Genomic DNA, 24936 nt, shown 5'->3' with positions numbered 1-24936 from the left:
CAAGTGATTAAAGACAGGCTTACCGCTCCACAAGTGACCGTCGTGCTGTTCGGCGCGGTGGTCGGCGTCGGGGTGCTCTCGCTCCCGCGGCTCGTCGCCAGCAAGGCAGGCGTCGACAGCTGGATCGATATTTTGCTGGCAGGCTTGATCGCAATCTTGATCGTCAGCGTGATTAGCTTCATCGGGACGCGCTATCCTGAGCAAAGCTTGATCTACTATGGCCCCCTTCTATTCGGGAAGTGGCTGGGAACGTTGGTACTGGTCATTTTTCTCTTATATTTCCTGCTGTTCGTCGGAATGGTTGTCCGTGTCTCGGCAGATGTGACCAAGCTGTTCCTCCTTGATTTGACACCGATGGAGGTCATCGTCATCGGGCTTTTGTCGCTCAGCACCTATGTGGTGCAGCATGGGATCAACGCGATCGCGCGATTTAACGAGCTGTTTCAGCCGCTCTCCCTATTTCTGTTGCTGCTTGTGCTGACGCAAACGCTGCGCGACGCCGATTTCGGACGTCTAATGCCCGTGCTGGGAGATGGCTTAGGACCTGTGCTGAGCGGCTTGCCCACGACGTCATTCTCGTTTCTTGGCTTTGAGATGCTGCTGTTCATTTTGCCATTCATGGAAAAGCCGAAGCGATCCCGCACCGCAGCCATCGTCTCCCTGCTGTTCGTCACTGGTCTTTACACAATCGTTACAGTCATTTGCATCGCCGTCATGGGAGCTCCAGAGGTGACGCTGCTGCTGTACCCAACCTTGACCGTGATCAAAAACATCGAGGTGCCAGGCGCCTTCATCGAACGCCTCGATTCCATCATGATGCTGGTCTGGATTCCGTTCACCGTCACGACCATCATGCTGTACCATTACTGCGCCAGCCTGATTGCCTCGCAGATGTTCAAGCTGCAGGAACAGCGCGTGATCAGCATGCTGTTTTTCCCTGTCGTTTTTTTGATCGCAGTTTTGCCGCGCAATGACTTTGAGGTGAGCAGCCTCAGTGATGTCATCAGCTGGGTTGGGATGGCGATGACCATCTTCACACCGCTAGCCATGTCGGTTGTCTACCTTTTGAAAAACAGGAGGGCCAAATCATGAAGCTGTGGTCGCTGCCTTGTCTGTGCATCATCATCGCCTCCCTTCTGCTCGCAGGCTGCTGGGATCGTGTTGAGATACAAGACCGACTCTTTGTCATGGGCGTCGGAATCGACAAGCTGCCGAGTAAGGAAAAAAAGAAGCCCCGATACCGGCTAACCGTTCAATTGACGGAAGCACAGGCTCTTTCAGGAAAGGTGAAGAACCCAAACATTGCACCGAACTGGAACATCAGCACGGCTGGGGAGTCGATTTTTGAATGCATCCGGTTAATGACCACCCGAATTGCGCGCAAGCCGTTTTATGAGCACCTCCAGGTGGTTGTAATCGGCGAAGAATTGGCCCGGGAAGGCATCGAAAAGCCACTCGACGTCTTCTTACGGGATCAGGAAATGCGGCGCAAGATCAAGCTGGTAATCGCCAAAGGGGAAGCAAAGGATGTGATAGAGGTAAAGCCGCGGCTCATGCCCGTCCCCGCCCGCTACATCAGCATCATGACAGAGGAAGCGCAGGTGAAGTCGACACGCATCCCCCTTATGTCCACAGTCGGCGAGTTCGCAAGCAACCTCCACGCCGGCTCAGACAGTATGATACCTCGCATCGAACCTCACACTCGGGAAGTAAAATTGGACGGAGGTGCCTTATTCAAACAAGATAAAATGGTCGGATGGCTCAGCGGTGAGGAAGTTAAATCACATCGATGGATCGTAGGCACGAAAAGCGCAGGAAACGAAGTGATCTTTCTCCAAAACCAGAAGTATTCCACTTTCGAGGTCAAATCAAGCAGAGCCACCATCCACGCCGTGATTCGGAATAACCGGCCTGTCTTTCACATCCGCATCCAGATCGAGGGGCATATCGCAGAGGACGGATTCGACCATAACCCTACTTTGCAGAAAATCAGAGAAAAGGAACAATTGCTCAGCAAAAAGATTAAACAAGATGTGGAGATCGTCATCCACAAGGTTCAACGGGAGTTCCAAACTGATATATTCAAATTCGGGGAGCAACTTCGCCGGCACCACTACAAATACTGGAAGGCGCATCAGAAAGATTGGCCGCAAGTTTTCAAAGAGGCGGAGGTAGAGGTGCAAGTCGATACGTCAATTCGCCGCATCGGGCAAACTAAATAAACAGAAAATGGGACACCAGCACAATCCCCGACGCGATCATGCAGACGTTCCCGCCGCTTCTCGCCCATGCCGCATCCGTTGTCAGCTGTCTGCTCTTGTAAGCCGGATACGTGCGAAAGCGCAGCAGCAGTCCCATTATGAGTAATAGGAGTGTGAGATAATAGGATGTGAGCGACTCTACGAATCCGATGATGAGAGAAAAGTTCAAGTGGTCCACCTCACTTTTTTCCCTAGTATGAACGGATTCGGGTTCACTATTCCAACATCATCCAGATTGCCGATAAGCCCTGGTCCTCTACATCCCGGAATAGCTGACGCGAGATCGGTCATGTGGGAATCCCTCGGAAGTGACAAAACCGTCAGGAACCTTCCTGACGGCTGCATACCTCGATTAGAGGCCCTTTACTTCCCCGCTGTTTGCACAGCTGCACGGCAGTCGCATGTTGCAATGTGATCGTTGACCATGCCTACCGCTTGCATGAATGCGTAGCAGATGGTGGAGCCGACGAATTTGAAGCCGCGCTTCTTCAAATCTTTACTCATTTTGTCGCTGATCGGGGTGGAGGCAGGCACCTCGCTCATGCTTTGAAAATCATTGATAAGCGGGCTTCCTCCCACAAACGACCAGATGTAGTCGCGAAACGAACCGAACTCCTCCTGCACCCGCAAATAAGCGCGAGCGTTTTCGATCACTGCATTGACCTTGAGGCGGTTGCGAACGATCCCTTCGTTTTGCAGCAGCTCCTCAACTTTCCGCTCGTCATAGGCGACGATCGTCTCGGCATCGAAATTGTCAAACGCTTTGCGGTAGTTCTCCCGTTTTTTGAGGATCGTATACCAGCTGAGCCCTGCCTGGGCACCTTCCAGATTCAAATATTCGAACAGCAGCCGGTCATCGTAAACAGGCACCCCCCACTCCTTATCGTGGTAATCCATATACAGCGGGTCCTGCGTCACCCATCCGCATCGGTTCATTTCGATTCCCCCTATAACGAAAAATAACGAACGTACATTCCCTTTCATCATATCGTTTTTTTCCAGCTTGTTCAAGATCTTCCCCTCGCAACTGGGACAAAATTGAAACGGATCAGCCCCGTACGAGCCGATCCGCTTTCCCAAAAACGATGGTTTCTCCCTTTATGAAGACAGCTTCTGCTGCCTGTTTCGGTTGAGTCTGTGAATGACCTGAAAAAACAACAATATGCTGGTCAGACCGATCGTGCCGAAAAAGATGCCCATTATGACCGACGATACGACCGTTCCAGCCGTGATACAAACAGATGCGATGATTCGCGCCCCCTGGAAAACCAGTGAATTGACCGCCATGTACGAACTCCTGGCATCATCGGGAATGAGCTGGGCGAGGTACGCTTGCCGTACCGGCCAAAACATGATCTCCCCTGTCGTCGCAAAAAACATCGCTACCAACAAAACGAGCGGCGCACTGCTCCATCCCATAAAAACATAGGCGATCGTATACATAATGAGTCCGGCAAAAAGTACATTCGTATCGCGAAACCGCCTCATCAGCGCGCCGATCAGCAGCGTGGCGGAAACGACCAGAAAGGTGTTTTCCGCCTGTAGGAAACCGAGCATTTTCACGCCGTCCAGCGAGAACCCAAGACCGTCCCACAGCTGAATCTGCTGGTCGGGTAGCTCTCGCTCCAGACGGATACCGATATAATTCGTCAGCTGGAATTCCAACGAAAAAAACAAGAGCGTGGCGAGCGTAAAGATCATGAAGGTTGTGTCGCTGCTGACACGCTTGTAGCGGGCAAACAAGTCTTTCAACACGTTGACTCCCCCGCCGCCTTTTTCCGGCCGGACGTACGTATCGGTGATCCAGCACGCAATAAGTATGAATGATGCCAGTGATAGCGCCGCCGACAGCAGCAAAAGCAGCGTAAAATGCTCCTTGAATAAAAAGCCGCCGACCACTCCGCCGATGACCTGCGACAGGTTGCGAAACCAATACAAAAAGTTGTAGACCGATTTACGGTTTTCGACTGTGGTGACATCGATTACCATGGCCTCGGAGACAGGTTCGCTCACGCCGCTGCATGCAGACAAAATAATGACAGCAATAAGCGTGATCAAGCTGGATTGAAACCACGGGGTATTTACGAGAAGCACGGCTGCCACCGCAGCCAAGCGGACTGCGGCGCTTAAGACCATAATCGTTTTCCGCCCGATCAAATCCGCATAGTAGCTGCCGTACAGCCCTGTCCCGAACCCTGCTATGACCGTAGCAATCATGACGATCCCCGTCACCTGCGCGCCGAAATGATCGGCAAAATAAATGCCCATAAACGGAAGATAAAGCATACTGCACAGACTGTTGATGAAGACATCGTACATGCGTATTTTTACGTTTCGATGATAATGTTTAAAGGCCATGAATACGTTCCCTTCGTGAGCGGGTATTGCCTTCCGCAATGTGTGATGACGCGTTTGCAAATAGCGACAGACAATGTATGATCGGTTGTATGTTCACCAGAAAGAGGTCTTTGATATGGATACCGACTATTTTGACAGCTTTCTCGAAACTGCGCGGCAAAAAAGCATTTCGAAAGCGAGTGAAAAGCTGAATCTTTCCCCTCCTGCCCTGAGTAAACAAATCAAGCGGCTGGAGAGCTACTATGGCACTGCATTGTTTTACCGGTCTACATCCGGCGTCGAGTTGACTCCTAGCGGTGAGCTCTTAGCGGAGCGGATTCAGCCGTTACTGCATGAACTCGCACAGATTCAACGCGAGATGCAAGCATGCCGACAAAAGCGGCGCATCCGGCTCGGCACCTTGCCCAGCTTGGCCGCCCATTACTTGCCGAAGCGAATATTGGCATTGGAATCTGCCGCGATTGAGATTGAACTTACCGTTCGCCCCACATCAACTGAAATTTTCGCCCTGTTAAAAGAAGAAAAACTGGATGCGGCGGTGATTGAGCGCATCCCCGTCCACAAATCGCTGCGGGTTGTCGATCTATTCGAGGAACACTTTTACGCCGTCACTCGAACGTCCGACCCGCTGGTAAAAGCCACCACCGTGTCTCTAAGTCAACTTGCCGAGGTGCCGCTGGTGATGTATCCCCCCAATTGCAGTGTGCGAAAAACGGTTGGCTTGATCATGGCAGCACACGGTCATGTCCCTGCCATCAAAATGGAAGTCGGCTTTGGTGATTTTTTGCTCGGCTTTGTGGCCGCTGGCGCAGGGATGGCGATCGTGCCCGAACTCGTCGCCTTGCACCTGCCCCACGCCGATTTGCAGGCCATACCGATCAAGGAAGAAGCGGCAAAGCGGACGATTTCACTGATCTCGCATTCCGCTTCCAATGAAAAAGCCCTGCTTCGCTATTTTGCCTGAGCAGGGCCTTTTCTCTCGTCATTCGTCATTCGGCAGACGCTTCACGCTCCTCACGCGGCTGTTCATCGATGCCGAACAGTCGCAATGACACATACGGATACGACTTGTACCGCAAAGCGATTTCGCGTTCAAACAACGTCATCCGCTCGATCGTGCGGTTATTCGCCAAGGCGCCGCCATCAAGCAGTCGAAACGGCAACCTCGCGAACAAAGACAGTACCTGCCGCTTCGCATCTTCCACATCGCTCGTCACAAAGCAATCGCTCACCATCCCTTGGTGCACGGGCTGGTCAAACACTTGAAAGTACGTGTTTTTGAACGCCCCTACGACAGATGTTTGCGGCAGCGCCTGCTGAATTTGCTCCGCCGCCGATGTGCCCCACGGGAGGATGAAATCGGTGAAATCCTCTGTGAATGGATTGGTCACATCGACCAGGATTTTTTCCGCCAGCTGCTCGCGGTTGGCTTCCGCCAGTGGCAGCAAATGCCTCAGCCACAACGTGTGGATGATGATCCTGTTATCTAGCGCTTTTTCATAGGAGCAAGCCTCGACATGTGACAAACCCTCTTCTTTTTCAATCAATGCGGCCAGCTTTTGCGGATCGCGCGTTCCCCAGCGCAAACGGCCGACATGAGGCGCAAGTGTCTTTACCAGCGCCTTGCCCATCCTTCCTGTTCCCAAAACACTTACAAGATTCTCCATCACTGCTTCCCCCTCTCGGTACATCGAGTATAGTACGGGGGTCCGCACGGGAGAATGTCGACTATGTTCTATGCTTTAAACCATTGGTTCAGGCTAGGGCTCAAGCCGGGTGAGCGCACCAAACATTTGCGAGGCGGTCGTGAAGCAAATATAGGCGAGCAGCTCAGCGATCTCCTGCTCATCGAAAGCCTCGCGCAGCACATCGAATACGGCATCATCGATTCGCTGATGACCTTCTAGCACGATGCCAGCAAATGCGACGGCGAGTGATTCCCGCGGATCGATGTGCACATCCGCAGGCTTCCCTTTTGCCATGCAGTATTCGCAGCCATTGCCGAAAGCCAGCGTCCGGCGCACCTGCTCCTTCAGCTCTGCCGACAGCCTGCCGCCAGAAAACGTAACCCCCAATGCGTTCCACCCTGCCAAAATCGCTTCGTTATGACCCAAAAGACGTTGGAAGGGCGTCGCTCCATTTGCGGAAAATGAAATGCGTGCCATAAGAATACCTCCGTAAAAAAGAGTGTAGAAAAAGCTGTATATCTATGATATTTGTAAAACAAGAGCGTTCACACTCCGTTCGAAACGTAATTTACACATCTGCATTCCGTTTGAAACGAAATCAACTCACGGAGGTTTACATATGGATCAAACCGACATCAAGATTTTATCTGAGCTGCAATTGGACAGCAGGATGTCCATCCGCGAGCTGGCCAAGCGGATTAACCTGTCCGCTCCATCCGTGGCGGAGCGGGTGCGGAAGCTGGAGGACCAGGGAATCATCGAAGGCTACACAATCAAGGTCAACCGCAAGAAAATGGGCTTCCCGATCGAATGCTTCGTCATGCTCACGATGAAAAACGGCGAATACGAGCGCTTCAGCCGCTTCATCGCCAGCTATCCTGACAGCGAGTTTTGCTACCGGATTGCGGGGGACGCCTGCTTTATCGTGAAGCTTTCCGCCCGTTCCATGGAACAGATTGAAGCCTTCATCAACACCGTGACTCCCTTCGCCGCCACCAAAACGCAATTTGTTTTTTCGCAGGTCGATGTCGATAACAGCGTGATGAAAGCAGTAAGCGAGCTTGAATAACGTTTTATATACTTTTTCATTTACAATGTATAACTAATTGGATATGATTGGAAAAAACGCCTTTCAAGGAGGCTCTATCCAATGAAAAACTACCTCATTTTCGGTGCAAGCAAAGGCTTGGGCGACGCTTTCGTGAAGGGACTGCCGGAAGCGGGCGACAACGTGTGGATCGTATCGCGCAGCCGCCCAAAAAGCTTGGAGATTCTTGACGGCGTCAACCGCTTCTGGATCGAGGCCGACCTGTCCCTGCCTTCCTCCCCCAAATTGATCGCTGACGCGCTCGCAGGCCGAACGATCGATGTGTTTCTGTACAATGTAGGCATCTGGGAAAGCAGCGGATTTGCAGCCGGATACGATTTCGAGCAGGATGACCCCGAAGAGATTGCCCGCATCATTCACGTGAACATGACTTCAACCATCACCTGCATCCAAAAGGTCTTGCCCAACCTGAAGCAATCGACCAATCCAAAAATCATCCTGATCGGCTCGACCGCCGGACTGGACAACACGAACAATCCGCAGGTATCATTCGTCGCATCCAAGTTCGGCCTACGAGGAATCGGCCATTCCGTTCGTGAGCATGTCCGGCCGTTTGGCATCGGCGTCACGTGCATCCATCCCGGCGAGCTCGCCGCTACCATCCCTTATGAGGAAGGTGCTCAAAAAGCGATCGACACGTACGGAGGCACGCGCATTCCTGTTCAAGATATCGTTGCGCTGGTCAAGTGTGTCACGACCCTTTCGCGCGTCTCTTGCGTGAAAGAAATCTCGATCCCGGCGATGACCGATTTGAACGCTTGATGATTCACTAAGAAAAAAGAACCAGCCATCCTGCCTTGTTGCAGGTGACTGGTTCTTGCCCGTTTAGTGCACATGAAGCAGCTTATCCGGGTTCACGACAATATAAATCGCTGCAATGCTGCCTTCCTCAACAAGAAATGAAACGACAGAAGACGGTTTGCCATCCTCATAGGTGACGATTCCCGGCTGATTGTTAACAACCGCCACTTTGAAGGAAAAACCGGACGTGGCTTTCGCCATAATTCCAGCCAAAAAGAGGGCGATCCGTTCCGCACCCACGATGGGGCGAACGGCTGCCGTGACCTTGCCGCCGCCATCCGAGAACAGCGTTGAATCAGCCGCCAAAACGCTCATTAGCTTCCCGATATTCCCGCTTTGCAACGCCTCAACGAACTGATCGATCACGCGGCTGGCTTCCCCAGCAAGCCGTTTCCCGTCTGACTGCTCCGCACCTTCACCCTGTGCCAACATCGCATGCTTACCGCCGATGCTCCGCTTGGCCCGATGAAAAATCTGGCGGCAATTGGTGCTCGTTTTTCCCACGATCTCCGCGATCTCATCGTAGTCATACTGCAATACCTCGCGCAGCAAAAAGACCGCGCGCTCCACCCACGACAGCTGCTGGAGCAACAGTAGATAAGCAGTCGTGATCGACTCCTTCGCCAAATAGCTTTGCATCGGGTCCCCAGCATCTCGCCCGTCGGTCACGATCGGTTCGGGCAGCCACGGCCCGACATACACCTCGCGCTTCTTGCTCGACGAACGCAGCCGGTCGATGCAACGGTTCGTGACTATTTTGCAAAGGTATGCCCGCATGTTGCTGATCGGTTCGGTCTCGATGTTTCTAAGCGTAAGGAACACCTCATGCACGATATCTTCCGCATCCATCGCGCTCCCTAGCATTCGATACGCAAGCGAGAACAACAGCGGCTTAAACTCGTTATAAAATTGCTCAGTCGTTTCCATTGGTCTCCCCTCTTTTGCATGATTGCTCGAATCGCTACTCCGAGGTCAAAAAACCCGCGCCCGCCCTGGCTTGCCCGCGTTCTCGAATAATCGCCTGGGCCGCCCGTCTGATGCTGGCTGCTGCGGCATCAGCGAGCATTTCGCCATTGGGAACCCAGTCCCCTGCTACGTAGAGACCATCGATTTCCGGAACGCAGGACTAACGATCAAGATAAGTTCCAAGAATGGATAAAAAGCAGACCCATGATTGTTGTTGATCCGTCCACTGGGAAAAACTTCATAATGATCCTTGACCATTACGTCACGTAACGGTTTATAGTGAAGGTACCGGTGAAAAGCTAGCGACCCAGAAAGGGGCTGATTATGAAGCAACAGTGGAAAGTCGGAGAACTTGCGAAAATGGCGGGAATTACGATACGAACTTTGCGTTTTTACGATCAGATCGGCTTGTTTTCGCCATCCGGCTATTCGCAATCCGGATACAGACTCTACACGGAAAAGGACATTTCACGACTTCAGCAAATCTTGTCCTTGAAGGAATTGGGGCTATCGCTGGAGCAGATTAAAGCCGTATTGGACGGAGATCAACTCAGCCTGTCAGACATTGTTACCATCCAAATCGACAGCCTGAAAGAAAGTATCCGCATGCAACAGAAACTCTTGCACGAGCTTGAGAATGTATCGAGTCGGATGCAAAGGAACGAACCGTTTACCGTAGAGCAGTTCATGAACATCATACGGACGATGAGAATGAAACATGAGAAATTTTTCGCCGAGAGAAAATCGAGTATGGATCTCCACCTCGACCGACTTGGTGAATATTTAGACGAGCATCCGGAAGAACCCGGACAAGGAGGTTTTGACTGTGAGTGAAAGATCTGCCAAGCATTCCACGTTTGTCATCGAAAAGAACTATAAGCATTCCCCTGCCCGTGTTTTCGCTGCATGGGCGGGTCAAGCAGCGAAAGCCAGCTGGTTTCCGAAAGCCGACGAGTTTGACTTCCGCGTCGGTGGACGGGAGTTCAATCGCGGTGGCCCGCCTGGAGGACCCGTTTACATATTCGATGCCTGCTATCAGGAGATCGTTCAGAATAGCCGAATTGTATACTCATACACACTGGACGTGGAAGACAAGCGGATGTCTGTCTCAGTGACGACGGTAGAATTCGAGTCTGTGGAAGACGGCACGCGCTTGATCTATACCGAGCAGGGTGTTTTTCTGGACGGTCTCGATACGCCGGAACAGCGTGAGCACGGAACAAATGTGATGTTGGATCGACTCGGAGAGGTTCTGGACAGCCAATGACAGATGCTGCGTTTGAATCGAATACCCGGGCCGATTTGAAGGAATGGATTGGGCTTGCCGTGCTTTCATTGCCTGCCTTGCTCGTTTCGATAGACTTGTCCGTCATGATTCTCGCGCTTCCTCACATAAGCGTCTCTCTCGGCGCTGACAGTACAGAGCAACTCTGGATCATGGACATATACGGCTTCATGCTTTCGGGGTTTCTGATCACGATGGGCTCGCTCGGAGATCGGCTAGGCCGCCGTAAGCTGCTGATGATTGGCGCGGCGGCATTCGGTTTGGCTTCATTGTTGGCCGCTTATTCCAACACCTCCGGAATGCTGATTGCAGCACGGGCTTTGCTCGGCATTGCCGGGGCGACGGTATCGCCTTCATCCCTGGCGTTAATCAGCAACATGTTCCGCAATCACAAGCAGCGTTCCCTCGCCATAGGCATATGGTTCATGTGCTCCATGGGAGGCATGGCGATTGGCCCTGTGGTTGGCGGGACGATGCTGGAGCATTTTTCATGGGGGTCGATTTTTTTACTCGGCGTTCCCGTCATGGCGCTGCTGTTGTTGACTGCGCCCCATCTTCTGCCCGAATATCGGGATCCCGCACCCGGTCGTTTGGATATGACTAGCGTCATGCTGTCGATGTGCACCATTCTAGCGACAATTTACGGGCTTAAGGAAATCGCAAAGCAAGGTCTACAAACCTTGCCGCTCATTGCCATCGCCGCTGGAGTTGCTTTCGGGACGTTATTCGTAAGGCGGCAGAAACGGTTGGACAGTCCGCTAATGGACTTGCGCCTATTCGCCAATCCCGCCTTCAGCACGGCGCTGGGCGGCTTGTTCGGCATAACGTTGACAGGCGCCTCCATGATTTTTATCGCACAGCATCTTCAATTCGTGGAAGGACTATCGCCGCTCGGGGCAGCAATATGCATGCTTCCGGGAGTGATAGCGTCGATGGCGGGCATGTTTTTGTCGCCGATCATTGCGCGGCGGATCCGACCGTCGCTCCTTATCGGGGCAGGCCTTACCGTCTCAGCCATTGGTTGTATTCTACTGTCCCAAGTAGAGGGGGGATCCGGACTCTCTACCCTGATCGTCGGTTATATCTTTTTTAATGTGGGAGCAGCCCCGTTTGCGAGCTTGTCCAGCGATCTCATTATCGGCTCGGCTCCGCCAACGAAAGCGGGTTCGGCGGCGTCATTGCTGCAGACGAGTGGTGAATTCGCATTCGCACTTGGTATCGCCGTATTAGGCAGCATCGGGACGTACGTGTACCGCACGCAAATTGCCAGCTTCATACCAAGCGATGTTACGACGTTAACAGCAGGAGCCTCCCGCGAAAGTCTGGCTGGGGCTGTCTCGGCAGCAAAAGCTTTGCCCGATCCAATTGGTGCAACACTTCTTCATGGCGCCCAAATCGCATTTACCGACGGCATGCATGCTGTTGTGACCGTTAGCGGCGGGCTCATGCTCGCTATCGCCATACTTACCATGATTAAGCTTCGGCATATCCCCCCTATTGGGCAGAAAACACCAGGTGAGTTGTAATTAGGGTTTGTCTCCAAAAAACCAATTGCCGCTACTTTTCATTTGGTATAGAATTTTCTGCAACATACACAATGGGTGGGATCATCAATGGTACATTTTTCGCTTTTTGTCCTGATGGCGACGATTCTCGTCATCTTGCCTGGCCCAGATACCGGCTTGACGACCCAAAACACGATCATGCACGGTAAAAAAGGCGGGTTCCAGACGATGCTGGGAATTTCGTGCGGGCTTGTCATTCATACGGCAGCTGCCGTTCTCGGCTTATCTGCCATCCTTGTAAAATCCGCTGTCCTGTTCTCCATCTTCAAATACGCGGGCGCCGTCTATTTACTGTACCTCGGCATTAAATCGCTCTGGGCACTGAAAAACAAAGCCGCCCAGGAGCCGGACGAAACCGGCGTGCACAAGCACCAGGGCAAATCGAGCTTCCGCCAAGGATTTCTCACGAATTTGCTCAATCCCAAAGTTGCTGTTTTCTTCCTGACATTCCTTCCCCAATTCGTCGACACTCATAGCAACACGCTATGGCAATTCCTGCTGATGGGCGTGACGTATACCGCCATCACGATCGCATGGTTTGTGTTCTACGTGCTCTTGATTAATACGCTGAGCGTTTGGATGAAAAAGCCGGCCGTTCAGCGTGCGATCCAGGGTATAAGCGGTTTGGTGCTGGTCGGCTTCGGCATTCGACTTGCGTTGGAAAAACGGCCGTAAGACTGTCAAAAACCACCAAACAATCGGTGGTTTTTTTCTTTTTCGGAAGGTTGCTACAGCAACATTCATACGTTCTATAACTTGATCATCAATGACCTGCTTGGCGTAAGCTCCCTCTCGTCATCCTCGCCACGTCAACATGCATGGTGCTCGGAATGGTGTTCTTTATGTCGTTTTACGGAATGGTCACCGCATACATGAATCACGGACTTCCCACGGAGTCGCTTGTACGAAGCTATGGATTGACCTTTCTCAAAAATTTCGTATTTGCCTTCCCTCTGCAATTGATCGTCATGGGGTCGATCATTCGTTTCGTATTCGTGAAGTTCGTCAAACCAAGCTTGTCCCTGAAAACAGCATAAGGGAAAGCCGGTCACTTCTTTCGGCTTTCCCTCTATCTTATTTATGTCTCTGGGTGCGTACCAATTGGCAGTACGACCGTAAACACGGTGCCTTCCCCCGGCGTGCTCGCTACCTCGATCCGTCCCTGATGCATCTCGACGATTTTTTTCACGATTGACAGGCCGAGCCCGCTGCCCCCCAGGCGATGGTTCCGGGATTTGTCCACTTTGTAAAACCGTTCGAAAATATGCTCGAGTTCCTCCGCCGCAATCCCGATGCCGCTATCGGAGATGCGGACGACGGCTTCGTCATCTCGCCGATGAAGCTGGACGCCGATCGTGCCTGCGTGTGGCGTGAACTTGATGCTGTTGTGCAAAAGATTGACCCACACTTGGCTCAGTAAATCTTCATCCGCCACGATCGTGAAGTCCGCAAGCGAAGCGGCCATTTCAAGGTCTTTTTCCAGCCATTGCGGTTCACACGTCAGTACGATACTACGCAGCTGCTTGTCGAGCCGGAACGCTTTCTTTTCAAACGGATGATGCTCCGATTCGAGCGAGGTCAGCTTTAGCAAGTTATCGCTCAGCTTTGACAGGCGCATGCTCTCCGCCTCGATGATGCCAAGATAGTGAGCGCGTTCTTCCGGGCCGAGCCGGTCGTTTTGCAGCGCCCGCGCGAATCCGCTGATCGAGGTGAGCGGCGATTGGATCTCGTGCGAGACGTTGGAGATGAACTCCTGGCGCATTTGCTCCATCTGCCCCAGCTCGACAGCCATGTTGTTGATGCTGTGGGCGAGCGCATTGATCGGGTGATCTTCATTGCCCTGAATGTTCAGGTTGATATTGTAGTCCCCTTTGGAAATGCGCCGGATCGCATCAAGCAGCATGTGGATGCCGCGCATCCGTTTGGGATGAAACAAGCGGCCGATGATACCTGCCACCGCACCAAGCAGAAAAATGCCGACCAAACCGGTAAGAACTTGCCGGAAATATTCCGCCATTTGAATATCGAACTTGCGGTACACATAATCGGTCAAATAATAAGCGGCCCACCAGCTGGCGCATAAGGCGGCGATGGTGCCGATGAACCCGAGCACATGGCGGACGATATGCCAAAACTTTTTCAAGCGAGCACCTCCAGGCGATACCCCAGCCCGCGGATCGTTTTGATCCGAAACGAATGGCGTTCCTCGGGAAATCGTTCGCGCAACCGCTTGATGTGCACATCCACGGTGCGCTCGTCGCCTTCGTAATCATAGCCCCAAATTTGCTCAATCAGCAGCTCGCGGGACAACGTCTTGCCAGGATAGCTGGCTAGCTTGAACAGCAGATCGAATTCTTTTAACGGTAGCGTCATGCTTTTGCCCTCGCAAAAGACTTCGTATGTTTTGCGGTCCAAGGTCAGCTGGCCGATCTGCACCGTCTGGGAGATTGAGATACGGTAGCGTTTGAGCAGCGCCTTCACTCGCACCACTAGCTCCGCCGGCTCAAACGGCTTTACAAGGTAGTCGTCGGTGCCCAGCTCGAAGCCTTTCACCTTTTGGGTTGTCTCCCCTTTTGCCGTCAGCATGAGCAGCGGCAAATCGTAAAACTCGCGCAGCTCCCGGCACAGCGTCCAACCATCCATATTCGGCATCATGATATCGAAAATCACCATGTCGACCTTGACCGATTCCAGCAGGGCGAGCGCCTCGACGCCATCGCCCGCTTCATATACGTCAAAGCCTTCATTGCGCAAAAATAACGCGACCAACTCGCGGATATTGATGTCATCATCCACTACCAACAGTTTCGTCATAGCCTCTCGCCTCCTTTACGCATGCTCCTTCATCCGCAGCTGCTGCGTTGCGAACTCATGGTACATCGCATGGGTGGAAAACAGCTCTTCATGCGTGCCGCTCCCTGTAATTTTCCCTTTTTCCATAAACAAAATTTGGTCGGCATCTACGATGGTCGAAAGCCGGTGAGCAATGACCAGCGTCGTGCGCCCTTTCATCAAATTCTTCAATGCTTTCTGCACGACAATCTCCGATTTGCTGTCCAGGCTGGAGGTGGCTTCATCAAGCATCAAGATTTTCGGGTCGCGCAGCAATGCCCGCGCGATGGCAATCCGTTGGCGCTGTCCGCCCGACAGCTTGATTCCCCGTTCGCCCACTTCTGTCTCGTATTTATTCGGAAGATCCTCGATAAATCCTTTGGCATACGCCATCTCGACCGCGCGCTCCAGCTCGTAATCGGTAATCGGACGGTCAACGCCGTAGCAGATGTTTTCACGGATGGTTCCTGCGATGATCGGGCTCTCCTGTGAGACATAGCCGATCTGCCTGCGCCAAGATTCCAGCGAAAAGTCGCTAATCTCATCCGCACCCAGCCTGATTGCACCGCCGCTTGGCTGATAATACCGCTCTAAGAGGGAAAACAGCGTCGTCTTGCCGCTGCCGCTCGGTCCCACGACCGCCGTCACTTTCCCTGGCTGGGCGGTGAAGCTGACATCGCGCAAAATCGGCTCGCCATTTTCATAGGCAAATGTGGCATGCTCGACATGGATCGGCTGCTTGGCTTGTTGCACCTCATGTCCTTTTGTGTAATCTTCTGCCTCGACCGCGAGAATGTCGACGATGCGCTCCGTCGCACCCAACGTTTTTTGCAGCTGTGTGAAAAACATCGTCAGCTGGCCCATCGGCATGATGATTTGGATCAGGTACAAAATGAACGCCACCAACCCTCCAGCTGTCAGCGCGCCGCTTGATACGCGCATCCCGCCGTAGCCGATGATCACCACGAGCAGCATCATCAGCACAAATGAAACGATCGGCGCGATCATCGCCTGGATTTTGGACTCTTTCAGCCCGAAGTGCAGGAGTGCTGCAATCCCTTTTTTCCCGTTGCCATATTCCCGTTCTTCGGCATTCGATGACTTGACCAAGCGGATTTCGGAAAGCACCTGTGTCAGCACAGCGGAGAGCTTGGCCGTTTCATCCTGAAGTCCCCGCGCGATTAGGCGCATCCGCCGTCCCAGCGGGAACAAGATGCCGAGAGCCACTGGCACTGCCGTCAGCATGATTAAGGTCATACGCCAGTCAAGGTAAAACAGCACCACGATCGATCCCGTGATTGAAATGACACCGCTGAGAAAGTTGGACAAATGCTCAGTGATCAGCTGTTTGACCAGCCCTGTGTCATTGGTCATCCGGCTGATCGTCTCGCCTGTTTGGTGGTTGTCATAGTAGCTCACCGGCAAGGACAGCAGCTTTTTCCACAGCCGGTCCCGCAGCCTTGCCACGATGTTTTGGCCGACATGGTTGAGCATGTAGGTCGATAGCCCAAGCGCGATCGCCTGTGCGAGAAAAGCCGCTGCTAACAGGACAATTTGCGAGGCACTGATTGTAGAGATGGAAAAGCTGTCGACCAATCTGCTGGTACCAAGCGGAATCGCTAGGCCAACCAGCGTCGTCGCCACGCTCATGAACAACGCGATGCCTAGCAGCAGCTTGGAAGGGCGCGTTTCTTTGATCAGATGGTAAAAAGCTTGCCAGCCTCCTGCTTGTCTCGTTTCGGTTTGCTTCATCTGTCGTATCTCTCCTTTTCGTTTTGTATCGTTGGCCCGAGGGCTCATTGCTGTTTTTTGTTTGCATGGAAAAGATACGATAGTTTTATGAACTGAATATGAATTTTGGGGGTGAGTGCAGAAGCCGGGATTTTTGCCAAAAAGCTGCGTGAAAGGCATGTCGATGCCTGCTGGGGGATTGACTGGACGGCTCCGCGGAAAAAAAGGGAAACCGCGCCCAAAAGCCACACGCTGCGCGGCGGGTGTATCTCAAGGATGCTGTTGGACGCGAATAGCGTTTCCCTTTTTTTCCGCTCCGCCTGGTAGGCATCGCCAAAGCTTTCACTCCGCTTTCTGGTAAAAATCCCTCCGCTGCAGTGGTAGGTGAGAATGGGTAAAACTTTAAAAACAAAAAACAGTGCCTCGTTTATACTTTGGCACTGTCTTTTTGATCTTGGGCGTAGCGTGGAAGCTTGATTGTGAAGACCGTGCCTTTTCCCGGTTCGCTCTGCACTTCGATTTCGCCGCCTGAGCGTTTGATGATTTTATGGCTGATGGCGAGGCCGAGGCCGCTGCCGGAAGCGGTGCGGTTTCTTGATTTGTCGCCTTTGTAAAAGCGATCGAAAATGTGTGGTACATCTTCGGGAGCGATCCCGCTGCCTGTGTCGGCGACTGTCACGATGATCATTTTGTCGGCGCGTATGGATACGGTGATGGTGCCGTGCGGCTCGGTGAATTTGATGCTGTTGGCGATCAGGTTGATCCAGACAAGATTGAGCAAAGACGGGTCGGCGACGATCTGGATTTCTGGCAAATGGAGCTCTACATTCAACTGCTTCTCGCGCCATTGCTGTTCCAGCAGCAGCACGACCTGCCGGATTTGCTCGTCAAGGCGGTACTGCTTCGGCTCGAACAAGCCTGTCTCCTTCTCAAGAGAAGCAAGGACAAGCAGCTGCTTGCTGAGTGAGGCTAAGCGTCTGCTCTCCTCCTCGATAATGCCGAGGTAGACCTCCTGCTGCGCCGCGTCGACTTCACCCGTTCGAATCGCTTGGGTGAAACCTTGGATGGACGTAAGCGGCGACTGGATTTCGTGCGAAACGTTGGAGACGAACTCCTGCCGCATCTCATCCAGCTGCTTGAGAGCTGTCGTCATCTTCTCGAAATGCGTGGCCAGCGTGCCAATCTCATCCTTGCGTGAAATATCCAACCCGATCGCATAATCGCCGCCTGCGATTTTTTCCGTCGCCCGCGTCAGCTTTTTGATCGGCCAAACAAGGTAGCGGGTAAACACGAGAATGAAGAGGATGCTCAGCACGAAAGTGGCGATCAAAAGCACGGTCAGCATGATCTGCACCTCACCGAACTGCCCTTCCGTATTCGGACGCAAAAACATCGCATACGTCTTGTGATCGGCCCGGATCGGCAGGCCGATGCTGTTCGTCAGCGTGTTTTCAAAAAAGCCGGTCACCATCAGCCCATGCTTTTCCTCTGTAATCCCGCGATACATCCCCCCGGCCAATACGCGCTGTACATGCTCCGGTGCAATCGTCTTATCACGGAATGGCGCGCCGAAAAAAGTGCCTTTTCCATTCTCATCGACCAGATAAATCTGATAGTTGATGCCGCCGATCCGTTGAAAAAATTCGTTCAGCCCAAGCGTGCCTTTCTCCTGATACAAATCTACGATGTCCTCGCCGATTCGCGTCAGCTTCTGTTCATTGAAGGCTTTCAAGTTTTGCTGATAATACGCATTGGCGATGAAAAACCCAAGCAGGCTGCTAAGAAACACAATCCCGACAAATGTTATGACAAGCCGGACATAGAGTGATTTCATGGCGAGACGACCTCGAGCTTGTAGCCAAGGCCCCGCACCGTCGCGATGGTGAAGTCGCCATACGGATCAAAGCGCTCTCGCAGCCGCTTGATGTGGACATCGATCGTGCGGCTGCCCCCGGCATAATCTGCGCCCCAAATCTGCTCCAAAAGCTGCTCCCGCGTAAAAATCCGGTCGGGGAAGCTGGCGAGCTGCGCTAACAGTTCGAACTCTTTCAAAGGCAGATGCATCTGCTCTTCCCCCACACGCACGACATAGCTGTTGCGGTCGATCACCGTCCCATTGATCGATATGACGTTGCGGCTGACCATCTGGTAGCGACGCAGCAGCGCCTTGATCCGAAACAGCAGCTCGGCTGGCTCGAACGGCTTTGTCACATAATCGTCCGTACCTGCCAGAAAGCCTTTTTCTTTATCCTTCACGGTTCCTTTCGCCGTCAGCAAAATAACCGGAATGTCGTAATACTCGCGAATCTCCTGGCACAGCTCCCAGCCGCCCTTGCCAGGCAGCATGACGTCGACGACTGCCAGATGAATCTGTTCCTCCATCAGCAAACGCGTCGCCTCCTCTCCATCAGCAGCTGCCTGCACCCGATACCCTTCCTTTGTCAGGAAAAAACGGAGCAGTTCACGGATGTGGGGATCATCGTCCACCACTAGGATGCTGATTCTCATCGAATACCCTCCCTCGATCGCACATCTCATGCTGACACGTGTTTTCGTAAAATGGCGTTAAGCCGCTTCTGTCTTCTTCCTTTCAAGGTTACCAAATGAATGAAGGCCAAGGCAATCTTGCCCGCACGCGGGTTGCGGCGCTTCTGCTACAGAAGGATAAGGCCCGAATATGAACGGACGATGAACAGGAGATGACAACCTTGCCGATATGCGGGATTTCATACACCGGAAATCATGTCCAGGCTTCGACTGTTCGAGCGGATACGGAATAAACACTTTTCGGTACTTCATCACGATTTCGCCCTCGGGAGAAATCAAAACCGCCGTGTTGCTGTAAAGCAAAACATGGGGATGTCCCAAAAGTCTGAAAAAGACTGAGGGACATCCTTCTTTTACGATGGAGTATCGGAAAAACTTTTTCCGTTCTAAATCCCTTGATCTTTCCATTTCCCCACATCATTTTGAACCTTATGGTAAGATATAGAAAAATAAACCAAGCATCCCTACTAAAGTCCTACTTCGATACCGGAAAATGTAGATCATCTCGGAAAGGTTGTGTTTTATGTTTAAACGTACGCCAAAACGGATGGCAGCAGGAGCACTAATCGTTTGCATGCTCCTGAGCGGCTTGCCTGTCCATGCTTCCGACAGCTTGCAAAAACGGGAAACAGAGTCTGCCAAAATTCAATCAGTCAACCGCTCCATGTTCGCAACCGAAGCCTCCCATCGCAAATTATCCAGCCTTCCCGCTTCTGCCCACTTAGTCATTATCAAGTGCTCGGGCCCGATTCAAGAGGAATGGAAGGAGTCACTTGAACAAGCAGGGGCAACACTCGGAGATTACCTGCCTGAATATTCCTATCTGGCAAAAGTAAAAGATTCTTCCGATTTGGACAAACTGACGGAATTATCATTTGTTGAGAGCGTACGTCCTTTCCATCCCGCCTACAAGCTCTCCCCGGAACTCCTCCAAGCGCTCGACCAAAATGAAAAAGTGGAAGTCACTGCGGTAGGATTTGACCGCAAAAAAGACCTGACTCGCTCAGTGAAACGATTTTCCCCTGCCCAAGCAACGAAAGGGTTTGCGCAATTATCGGTAAAAGGCACTGATTTGGAGGATCTGCTTCTTTCTGATGATATCGTCGCTGTCCTTCCCAAAGAGCACTGGGTATTTTCCAATGACCGTGCTGCAGGTATTATTCAATCTAATACCCTTGCCTCAACGGGCTATACGGGAAAAAATCAAATCATCGGTATTGCCGACTCCGGTTTAGATCGAGGAAGTACGACGAACATTCATCCTGATTTTGTTGGCCAAGTGAAAAAGCTCATCCCGGTTGGGCGGGCCAATAACGCAAGCGATCCGGATGGCCACGGTACCCACGTCGCAGGCTCTGTGGTGGGAACGGGCAAAGCTTCCAATGGCAAAGTAAAAGGAATGGCACCGGATGCCAAGCTAGTCTTCCATTCGATGAGTGACAGCGAAGGTGAATTGACTGGTGATTTCAATCAATTTTTAACAGAAGCTTATAACGCAGGGGCGCGTATCCACTCCGACTCATGGGGGACTGATGACAGAGGAGTGTATGGATACAGCTCCGCCATCGTTGATCAGTTTATCTGGGATCATAAAGACATGTCGGTTCTGGTTGCGGGAGGAAATAGCGGAAGAAATGGCAAACGGACGATAGGAAGTCCCGCTACTGCCAAAAACGTGATCTCGGTCGGAGCATCCGAAAATAATCGTCCCGATTTGGTATCATACGGGATTACCGATGCTGACAACCCGAACGAAATCGCTGAATTCAGCAGTCGCGGCCCAACCGCTGATGGACGTATCAAGCCTGATGTCGTAGCGCCGGGAACATGGATTTTATCTACGCGCTCCGCTCTCGCCCCTGATGATTCATTTTGGTCTCCCATGAACCAATATTACGCCTATATGGGCGGAACCAGCATGGCAACACCGATTCTGGCAGGCGGAGTCGCGCAAGTCCGACAGTTTTTAAATGAACAGGGCGTCAGCTCGCCGAGTTCAGCATTGATCAAGTCGATGATTGTGAATGGCTCAGACGATCTGGGATTAGATTTGATTGTTCAAGGTTTTGGGCGCGCGAATCTAGCAGCGGCCATCGGTTCTGATTATAAAGATGAGACATCTGGCCTTAAAACCGGTCAAAGTACATCCTATACCATTACTGTTAACAATCCATCCAAGCCATTTTCCACAACGCTGGTTTGGACAGATTACCCGAGCTACCCGAACGCAGGGAAAACTCTTGTCAACGATTTGGATTTGACGCTTACCAGCCCAAGCGGCAAAACATACGCAGCTGGAGATCACCTGAACAACGTAGAGAATCTTTACTTTTCGGCACCCGAAAAAGGTACCTATACCGTTAAGGTCACCGGGTATAACGTTCCAAAAGGTTCACAACCGTACGCGATCACAACGAACGGCAAACTCTCTTCTTCTGATAGTGAAGTTCGTGTGACAGGCATCAGCCTTGACAAATCTACACTCGAACTGACAAAAGGCGGGTCTACCGGCAAGCTGACTGCCACCGTCAAGCCTTCCAGTGCAACAAATAAAACGGTTACTTGGAGCTCCAGCAAAACATCTGTTGCGACCGTTAACGCTACTGGAACCGTTACACCTGTCGGAGAAGGTCAAGCGACGATTACGGCCACAACCGTGGATGGCGGCTTTACCGCCAGCGCTAAAGTGAAAGTATCGGCTGGCTCAACAAACGACAATCAAATCGCATGGGGCGAGGTGCAAACCGCGAAATACTCCCCTTTGCTGGATACCATTCTGGCTTTCCAAGATGAGCTGAGCCAAGGCGGTTTCAATCTTACCAGCAAGCAAGTGACAACTAAAAGAGATGATGCTGACTTTGTCATCAACCAATATGGCGCTATCGGAGCACGAGCGATTCTTGAATTGCCGAACCAGGACTTGCAAGAACCGACCGTTAAAAATCTCACCGGATTCGATACGTCTCTACGCGGCGTAGCGGACGGGAAAATGTACTTGATGAAAATTCGTGATAACGTCTATGCCAAAGTAAGAGTTGATCGAATCTCTTCTTCCCTAGCCACTCTCTCTTATGTTCTGGAAAAAGACGGTGGAAGCGGTGGCGATCCCGACCAGCTTGTTTCACTGGAGCCCTCCCAAAGCACCTTGTTTTTAGCTCCTGATCAAACGGCTACCCTTACGATTCAAGCCGTTTATGCTGATGGCTCGAAAGAAGACATTGGTGACAAGGCAACATGGTCTGTAGAAGACGATACAATTGCAAGTGTGGAAAATGGAGAAGTGACAGCAACTTCTTTGGGTACGACGACCATTACGGTTGAGTATGAGGGTTTGTCAGTGGATATCCCAGTAAAAGTTACAGATATGATCGTTTCCAAATTGAAGCCGAGTAAAACCTCGGCTACCCTCCCCAACGGAAAAAGTACAAAAATAATCGTAAAGGCTGTCTACACAGACAATACCACCGAGGATATCACGGATCTGGCAGATTGGGTTTCCAGCAACACCAAGGTTGCCGAGGTTTCCAAAGGGGTAGTCAAGGCCATATCGAAAGGGAAAACAACAATAACTGTGACCTATGGCGGAAAAACGATTAACATCAAGGTGACCGTTAAATAAATTGTATGAAAAAACAGTCAGGGGGAAATCGCCCTGACTGTTCTTTTTTTCTGCTGACCTTGCCTCGCTTATTCAGCCTTCGCCCGTTTCTTTTCCATGTTCACCCGCCCCGAAAAAAACGTCGCGCCGCCGCCCATGTCCGAAATCCGGTCTGGCGTTAACGAGTTGACCAACTGTTTGGTCCCTGGCAGATCCGCCCATAACCCTTGGCTCACGACCACGCCAGGCAGCACATTGTCGCCTACGGCCGCGACGAGCTCGCTTTCGCCCCGCTGGTTCCAGATCCTCACGACGTCGCCGGTGGCAATGCCCGCCCGTTCGGCATCCTCGCTGTTCATGTGCAAGCGTGCTACTTTTTCCAGCTGAATATGCTTGGCGTTATTGGAAAACGTCGAGTTCAAGAAGTTGTGGTTCGGCGCCGGAATAAACAGGAACGGATAATTCCCTTCCTCCACCAATGGCGTGTAGGTCGGCAGCGGCGGGTGGCCGTCCCGTTCCATCGCAGCGGAGTATAGCTCGATTTTGCCACTCGGCGTTTCCAGCGCATTGAGGAAAAAGGACTCACGCTGCGCCTTGATGTACGGCTGTTGCTTGAGCGCTTCATACGTAACGTCCGTTATATAGCTGTTGCCGTGACCGCTCAGCGCCTGCGTAATCAATTCCTCGTCGCTGTCGCGGAACGCATGCTCCTCAAAGCCCAACGCCTGCGCCAACAGGCGGAACACCTCGGAGTTCGACTTGCTCTCACCGTACGCTTCGACGACTGGCTGGTGCAGCTGGATGTAGTGGTGCCAATAAGATGTGTAAAAATCAAGGTTTTCGAACGCCGATGTGGCAGGCAAAACAATATCGGCGTAAGCTGCCGTCTCCGTCAAAAACAGATCATGGACGACCGTAAACAAATCGTCCCGCATCAGCCCGCGTCGGACCTTATTGCCCTCCGGCGCGATGACCGCCGGATTGCAGCTGTAGACGAACATCGAGCGAATCGGCGGGTCGAGGGTTAACAGCGCTTCCCCAATCTGGTTCATGTTGATCAGGCGCGTTCCTTTGTTTTCAAGCAGTTCCGGCCGCTGCAGCGCTGCCGAATTGAATGCGAGAAACCGGCTGTTCCCTTTAATCGCGCCACCGCCCTTGACGAGCCACTGCCCTGTCAATGCTGGCAAACAGGCGATCGTGCGTACGATCATCCCGCCGTTGTCGTGATGCTGCAGACCGTTGCCGATGCGGATGAACGCCGGTGATGTCTGCCCATACATGCGAGCCAACCGGTAAATGTCCTCGACCGGCACACCTGTGATGGCTGAGACTTTGTGAGGATCGTACTGCTTCACATGCTCGCGCAGCTCCTTGTGGCCGACCGTGTATTGCACAAGGAACTCGTTGTCGACCATCCCTTCCGCGAACAAAATGTGCATCAGCCCGAGCGCCAGCGCTGCATCGGTCCCCGGCAAAATCGGGATGAACCAATCTGCCCATCGCCCCGTCTGGTTTTTGTGCACATCGATGACCACGATTTGCGCGCCGTTCTTGCGCGCCTTTTCAGCCAGCGCCACCTGGTGCATGTTGGTGCTGACCGCATTGACGCCCCACATCACAAAGAGCTTGGCGTGCACCGTATCCTCTGGGTCTGTGCCGATGGAGGCGCCCATCGTGTAGCTGTACCCTTTCGTTCCGGCCGATTGGCACACCGTCCGATCCAGCCTACTGGCACCGAGCCGGTTGAAAAAGCGGCGATCCATGCCTTCCGCCGTCAGTCTGCCCATATTCCCGTAAAAGCTGTACGGAATAATGCTTTCCGGTCCATGCAGAGCGATCAGTTCCTTCCAACGATTGGAAATCGTCTGAATCGCTTCCTCCCAGCTGATCCGCTCGAACTTGCCTTCCCCTTTGGCGCCGACGCGCTTCAACGGATGTGTCAGACGTTTTTCATCGTAAATGCGGGCGGTCATATTGCGCACCTTGTTGCAGATTGCGCCTTGTGTCACCGGGTGATCCGGGTCCCCCTCGATACGGACGATTTTGCCATCCTGCTTGTGTACCAACAGCCCGCATTGGTCCGGACAATCAAGCGAGCATACAGAGCGAAAAATTCCATCGGTTTGATTGACTGCTGAAAGTGACATGCGTTTTCCTCTCCCTCCTGCCAGTCCCGTTCTCTTCTGTCTGAAAATC

Annotated in this window: 23 protein-coding genes; 11 read left to right on the top strand and 12 right to left on the bottom strand. The window is 52.4% G+C overall.

The features are described 5' to 3' along the window. Nucleotides 1–3 precede the first annotated feature (3 nt). Nucleotides 4–1092, top strand: a complete 1089-nt coding sequence (locus EDM56_RS28970) for a GerAB/ArcD/ProY family transporter (protein ID WP_122921412.1) — start codon at nt 4–6, stop codon at nt 1090–1092. Beyond that, nucleotides 1089–2222: a Ger(x)C family spore germination protein gene (locus EDM56_RS28965; protein WP_122921411.1), complete on the top strand. Its 1134-nt coding sequence runs from the start codon at nt 1089–1091 to the stop codon at nt 2220–2222. The genes EDM56_RS28970 and EDM56_RS28965 overlap by 4 nt, the downstream gene beginning before the upstream one ends. Here the strand turns inward: EDM56_RS28965 and EDM56_RS28960 are convergent. The 3 genes from EDM56_RS28960 to EDM56_RS28950 all read right to left on the bottom strand — a co-directional run bounded on the left by EDM56_RS28960 (nt 2215) and on the right by EDM56_RS28950 (nt 4619). Then, nucleotides 2215–2430 (bottom strand): CLC_0170 family protein, encoded by a 216-nt coding sequence (locus EDM56_RS28960; protein ID WP_122921410.1) that lies wholly within the window; start codon nt 2428–2430, stop codon nt 2215–2217. The genes EDM56_RS28965 and EDM56_RS28960 overlap by 8 nt on opposite strands. A 194-nt stretch (nt 2431–2624) precedes the next feature. Continuing rightward, nucleotides 2625–3197, bottom strand: a complete 573-nt coding sequence (locus EDM56_RS28955; protein WP_122921495.1) for a DNA-3-methyladenine glycosylase I — start codon at nt 3195–3197, stop codon at nt 2625–2627. 162 nt (nt 3198–3359) lie between these two features. Beyond that, complete coding sequence (locus tag EDM56_RS28950) at nt 3360–4619, bottom strand: MFS transporter (protein WP_122921409.1); 1260 nt, start codon at nt 4617–4619, stop codon at nt 3360–3362. Nucleotides 4620–4734: 115 nt separating this feature from the next. Between EDM56_RS28950 and EDM56_RS28945 the strand changes: the two genes are divergently transcribed. Further along, nucleotides 4735–5583: a LysR family transcriptional regulator gene (locus tag EDM56_RS28945; protein ID WP_183192636.1), complete on the top strand. Its 849-nt coding sequence runs from the start codon at nt 4735–4737 to the stop codon at nt 5581–5583. A 25-nt stretch (nt 5584–5608) separates the two neighbouring features. Here the strand turns inward: EDM56_RS28945 and EDM56_RS28940 are convergent, their stop codons facing one another. Continuing rightward, nucleotides 5609–6286 (bottom strand): NADPH-dependent F420 reductase, encoded by a 678-nt coding sequence (locus tag EDM56_RS28940; RefSeq protein WP_122921407.1) that lies wholly within the window; start codon nt 6284–6286, stop codon nt 5609–5611. Between the two features lie 93 nt (nt 6287–6379). Next, on the bottom strand, nt 6380–6784 hold the full coding sequence (locus EDM56_RS28935; protein WP_122921406.1) for a carboxymuconolactone decarboxylase family protein: 405 nt from the start codon (nt 6782–6784) through the stop codon (nt 6380–6382). Between the two features lie 142 nt (nt 6785–6926). Here EDM56_RS28935 and EDM56_RS28930 point away from each other — a divergent pair, with 142 nt between their 5' ends. Beyond that, nucleotides 6927–7376: an Lrp/AsnC family transcriptional regulator gene (locus EDM56_RS28930; RefSeq protein WP_122921405.1), complete on the top strand. Its 450-nt coding sequence runs from the start codon at nt 6927–6929 to the stop codon at nt 7374–7376. A gap of 81 nt (nt 7377–7457) precedes the next feature. Continuing rightward, nucleotides 7458–8177 (top strand): SDR family NAD(P)-dependent oxidoreductase, encoded by a 720-nt coding sequence (locus EDM56_RS28925; RefSeq protein ID WP_122921404.1) that lies wholly within the window; start codon nt 7458–7460, stop codon nt 8175–8177. Between the two features lie 63 nt (nt 8178–8240). On the opposite strand, the gene EDM56_RS28920 is transcribed toward EDM56_RS28925, so the two are convergent. Next, on the bottom strand, nt 8241–9143 hold the full coding sequence (locus tag EDM56_RS28920) for an RNA polymerase sigma-70 factor (RefSeq protein WP_122921403.1): 903 nt from the start codon (nt 9141–9143) through the stop codon (nt 8241–8243). A 363-nt stretch (nt 9144–9506) separates the two neighbouring features. Between EDM56_RS28920 and EDM56_RS28915 the strand changes: the two genes are divergently transcribed. The 5 genes from EDM56_RS28915 (at nt 9507) to EDM56_RS28895 (ending at nt 13069) form a co-directional block, all read left to right on the top strand. Continuing rightward, nucleotides 9507–10016 (top strand): MerR family transcriptional regulator, encoded by a 510-nt coding sequence (locus EDM56_RS28915; RefSeq protein ID WP_122921402.1) that lies wholly within the window; start codon nt 9507–9509, stop codon nt 10014–10016. After that, nucleotides 10009–10449: an SRPBCC family protein gene (locus tag EDM56_RS28910; protein WP_122921401.1), complete on the top strand. Its 441-nt coding sequence runs from the start codon at nt 10009–10011 to the stop codon at nt 10447–10449. The genes EDM56_RS28915 and EDM56_RS28910 overlap by 8 nt, the downstream gene beginning before the upstream one ends. Further along, entirely contained in the window at nt 10446–11993 is a 1548-nt protein-coding gene (locus tag EDM56_RS28905) for an MFS transporter (RefSeq protein ID WP_122921400.1), read from the top strand. Before EDM56_RS28910 ends, EDM56_RS28905 begins: the two co-directional genes overlap by 4 nt. A gap of 87 nt (nt 11994–12080) precedes the next feature. Then, nucleotides 12081–12707, top strand: a complete 627-nt coding sequence (locus EDM56_RS28900; protein ID WP_122921399.1) for a LysE family translocator — start codon at nt 12081–12083, stop codon at nt 12705–12707. 122 nt (nt 12708–12829) lie between these two features. After that, nucleotides 12830–13069 carry a DUF2798 domain-containing protein gene (locus EDM56_RS28895; protein WP_483995139.1) on the top strand — a complete coding sequence of 80 codons (240 nt, stop codon included), beginning with the start codon at nt 12830–12832 and terminating at the stop codon, nt 13067–13069. Between the two features lie 41 nt (nt 13070–13110). Here EDM56_RS28895 and EDM56_RS28890 read toward each other — a convergent pair whose 3' ends face one another. The 5 genes from EDM56_RS28890 to EDM56_RS28865 all read right to left on the bottom strand — a co-directional run bounded on the left by EDM56_RS28890 (nt 13111) and on the right by EDM56_RS28865 (nt 19103). Next, a complete protein-coding gene (locus EDM56_RS28890; RefSeq protein WP_122921397.1) occupies nt 13111–14175 on the bottom strand; it encodes a sensor histidine kinase in 1065 nt (354 codons plus the stop codon). Next, nucleotides 14172–14846, bottom strand: coding sequence for a response regulator transcription factor (locus EDM56_RS28885; RefSeq protein ID WP_122921396.1), 675 nt, complete (start codon nt 14844–14846; stop codon nt 14172–14174). Before EDM56_RS28885 ends, EDM56_RS28890 begins: the two co-directional genes overlap by 4 nt. Nucleotides 14847–14861: 15 nt before the next feature. Further along, on the bottom strand, nt 14862–16616 hold the full coding sequence (locus EDM56_RS28880; protein WP_122921395.1) for an ABC transporter ATP-binding protein: 1755 nt from the start codon (nt 16614–16616) through the stop codon (nt 14862–14864). A gap of 406 nt (nt 16617–17022) precedes the next feature. Then, nucleotides 17023–18429, bottom strand: coding sequence for a sensor histidine kinase (locus EDM56_RS28870; protein WP_122921393.1), 1407 nt, complete (start codon nt 18427–18429; stop codon nt 17023–17025). Then, nucleotides 18426–19103, bottom strand: a complete 678-nt coding sequence (locus EDM56_RS28865) for a response regulator transcription factor (RefSeq protein ID WP_122921392.1) — start codon at nt 19101–19103, stop codon at nt 18426–18428. Before EDM56_RS28865 ends, EDM56_RS28870 begins: the two co-directional genes overlap by 4 nt. A gap of 562 nt (nt 19104–19665) precedes the next feature. Between EDM56_RS28865 and EDM56_RS28860 the strand changes: the two genes are divergently transcribed. Then, nucleotides 19666–22761: a S8 family serine peptidase gene (locus tag EDM56_RS28860; protein ID WP_122921391.1), complete on the top strand. Its 3096-nt coding sequence runs from the start codon at nt 19666–19668 to the stop codon at nt 22759–22761. Nucleotides 22762–22829: 68 nt separating this feature from the next. Here the strand turns inward: EDM56_RS28860 and EDM56_RS28855 are convergent, their stop codons facing one another. Next, the gene (locus EDM56_RS28855; protein WP_122921390.1) at nt 22830–24887 is read right to left on the bottom strand and encodes a molybdopterin-containing oxidoreductase family protein; all 2058 of its coding nucleotides are present in this window, start codon (nt 24885–24887) and stop codon (nt 22830–22832) included. Between the last annotated feature and the right edge of the window lie 49 nt (nt 24888–24936).

This window comes from Brevibacillus fluminis (genome assembly GCF_003710825.1).
Taxonomy (GTDB): domain Bacteria; phylum Bacillota; class Bacilli; order Brevibacillales; family Brevibacillaceae; genus Brevibacillus_D; species Brevibacillus_D fluminis.
Note: the sequence above shows the minus strand (reverse complement) of the source record. Positions and strands in the feature narration are given on the sequence as shown.

What these genes read in the sequence shown, in the direction of transcription:
- EDM56_RS28965 (WP_122921411.1), top strand. Translation starts at nt 1,089, where the DNA reads ATGAAGCTGTGGTCGCTGCCTTGTCTGTGCATCATCATCGCCTCCCTT.
- EDM56_RS28955 (WP_122921495.1), bottom strand. Translation starts at nt 3,197, where the DNA reads ATGAACCGATGCGGATGGGTGACGCAGGACCCGCTGTATATGGATTAC.
- EDM56_RS28950 (WP_122921409.1), bottom strand. Translation starts at nt 4,619, where the DNA reads ATGGCCTTTAAACATTATCATCGAAACGTAAAAATACGCATGTACGAT.
- EDM56_RS28945 (WP_183192636.1), top strand. Translation starts at nt 4,735, where the DNA reads ATGGATACCGACTATTTTGACAGCTTTCTCGAAACTGCGCGGCAAAAA.
- EDM56_RS28940 (WP_122921407.1), bottom strand. Translation starts at nt 6,286, where the DNA reads ATGGAGAATCTTGTAAGTGTTTTGGGAACAGGAAGGATGGGCAAGGCG.
- EDM56_RS28935 (WP_122921406.1), bottom strand. Translation starts at nt 6,784, where the DNA reads ATGGCACGCATTTCATTTTCCGCAAATGGAGCGACGCCCTTCCAACGT.
- EDM56_RS28930 (WP_122921405.1), top strand. Translation starts at nt 6,927, where the DNA reads ATGGATCAAACCGACATCAAGATTTTATCTGAGCTGCAATTGGACAGC.
- EDM56_RS28925 (WP_122921404.1), top strand. Translation starts at nt 7,458, where the DNA reads ATGAAAAACTACCTCATTTTCGGTGCAAGCAAAGGCTTGGGCGACGCT.
- EDM56_RS28920 (WP_122921403.1), bottom strand. Translation starts at nt 9,143, where the DNA reads ATGGAAACGACTGAGCAATTTTATAACGAGTTTAAGCCGCTGTTGTTC.
- EDM56_RS28915 (WP_122921402.1), top strand. Translation starts at nt 9,507, where the DNA reads ATGAAGCAACAGTGGAAAGTCGGAGAACTTGCGAAAATGGCGGGAATT.
- EDM56_RS28905 (WP_122921400.1), top strand. Translation starts at nt 10,446, where the DNA reads ATGACAGATGCTGCGTTTGAATCGAATACCCGGGCCGATTTGAAGGAA.
- EDM56_RS28900 (WP_122921399.1), top strand. Translation starts at nt 12,081, where the DNA reads ATGGTACATTTTTCGCTTTTTGTCCTGATGGCGACGATTCTCGTCATC.
- EDM56_RS28885 (WP_122921396.1), bottom strand. Translation starts at nt 14,846, where the DNA reads ATGACGAAACTGTTGGTAGTGGATGATGACATCAATATCCGCGAGTTG.
- EDM56_RS28880 (WP_122921395.1), bottom strand. Translation starts at nt 16,616, where the DNA reads ATGAAGCAAACCGAAACGAGACAAGCAGGAGGCTGGCAAGCTTTTTAC.
- EDM56_RS28870 (WP_122921393.1), bottom strand. Translation starts at nt 18,429, where the DNA reads ATGAAATCACTCTATGTCCGGCTTGTCATAACATTTGTCGGGATTGTG.
- EDM56_RS28865 (WP_122921392.1), bottom strand. Translation starts at nt 19,103, where the DNA reads ATGAGAATCAGCATCCTAGTGGTGGACGATGATCCCCACATCCGTGAA.
- EDM56_RS28860 (WP_122921391.1), top strand. Translation starts at nt 19,666, where the DNA reads ATGTTTAAACGTACGCCAAAACGGATGGCAGCAGGAGCACTAATCGTT.
- EDM56_RS28855 (WP_122921390.1), bottom strand. Translation starts at nt 24,887, where the DNA reads ATGTCACTTTCAGCAGTCAATCAAACCGATGGAATTTTTCGCTCTGTA.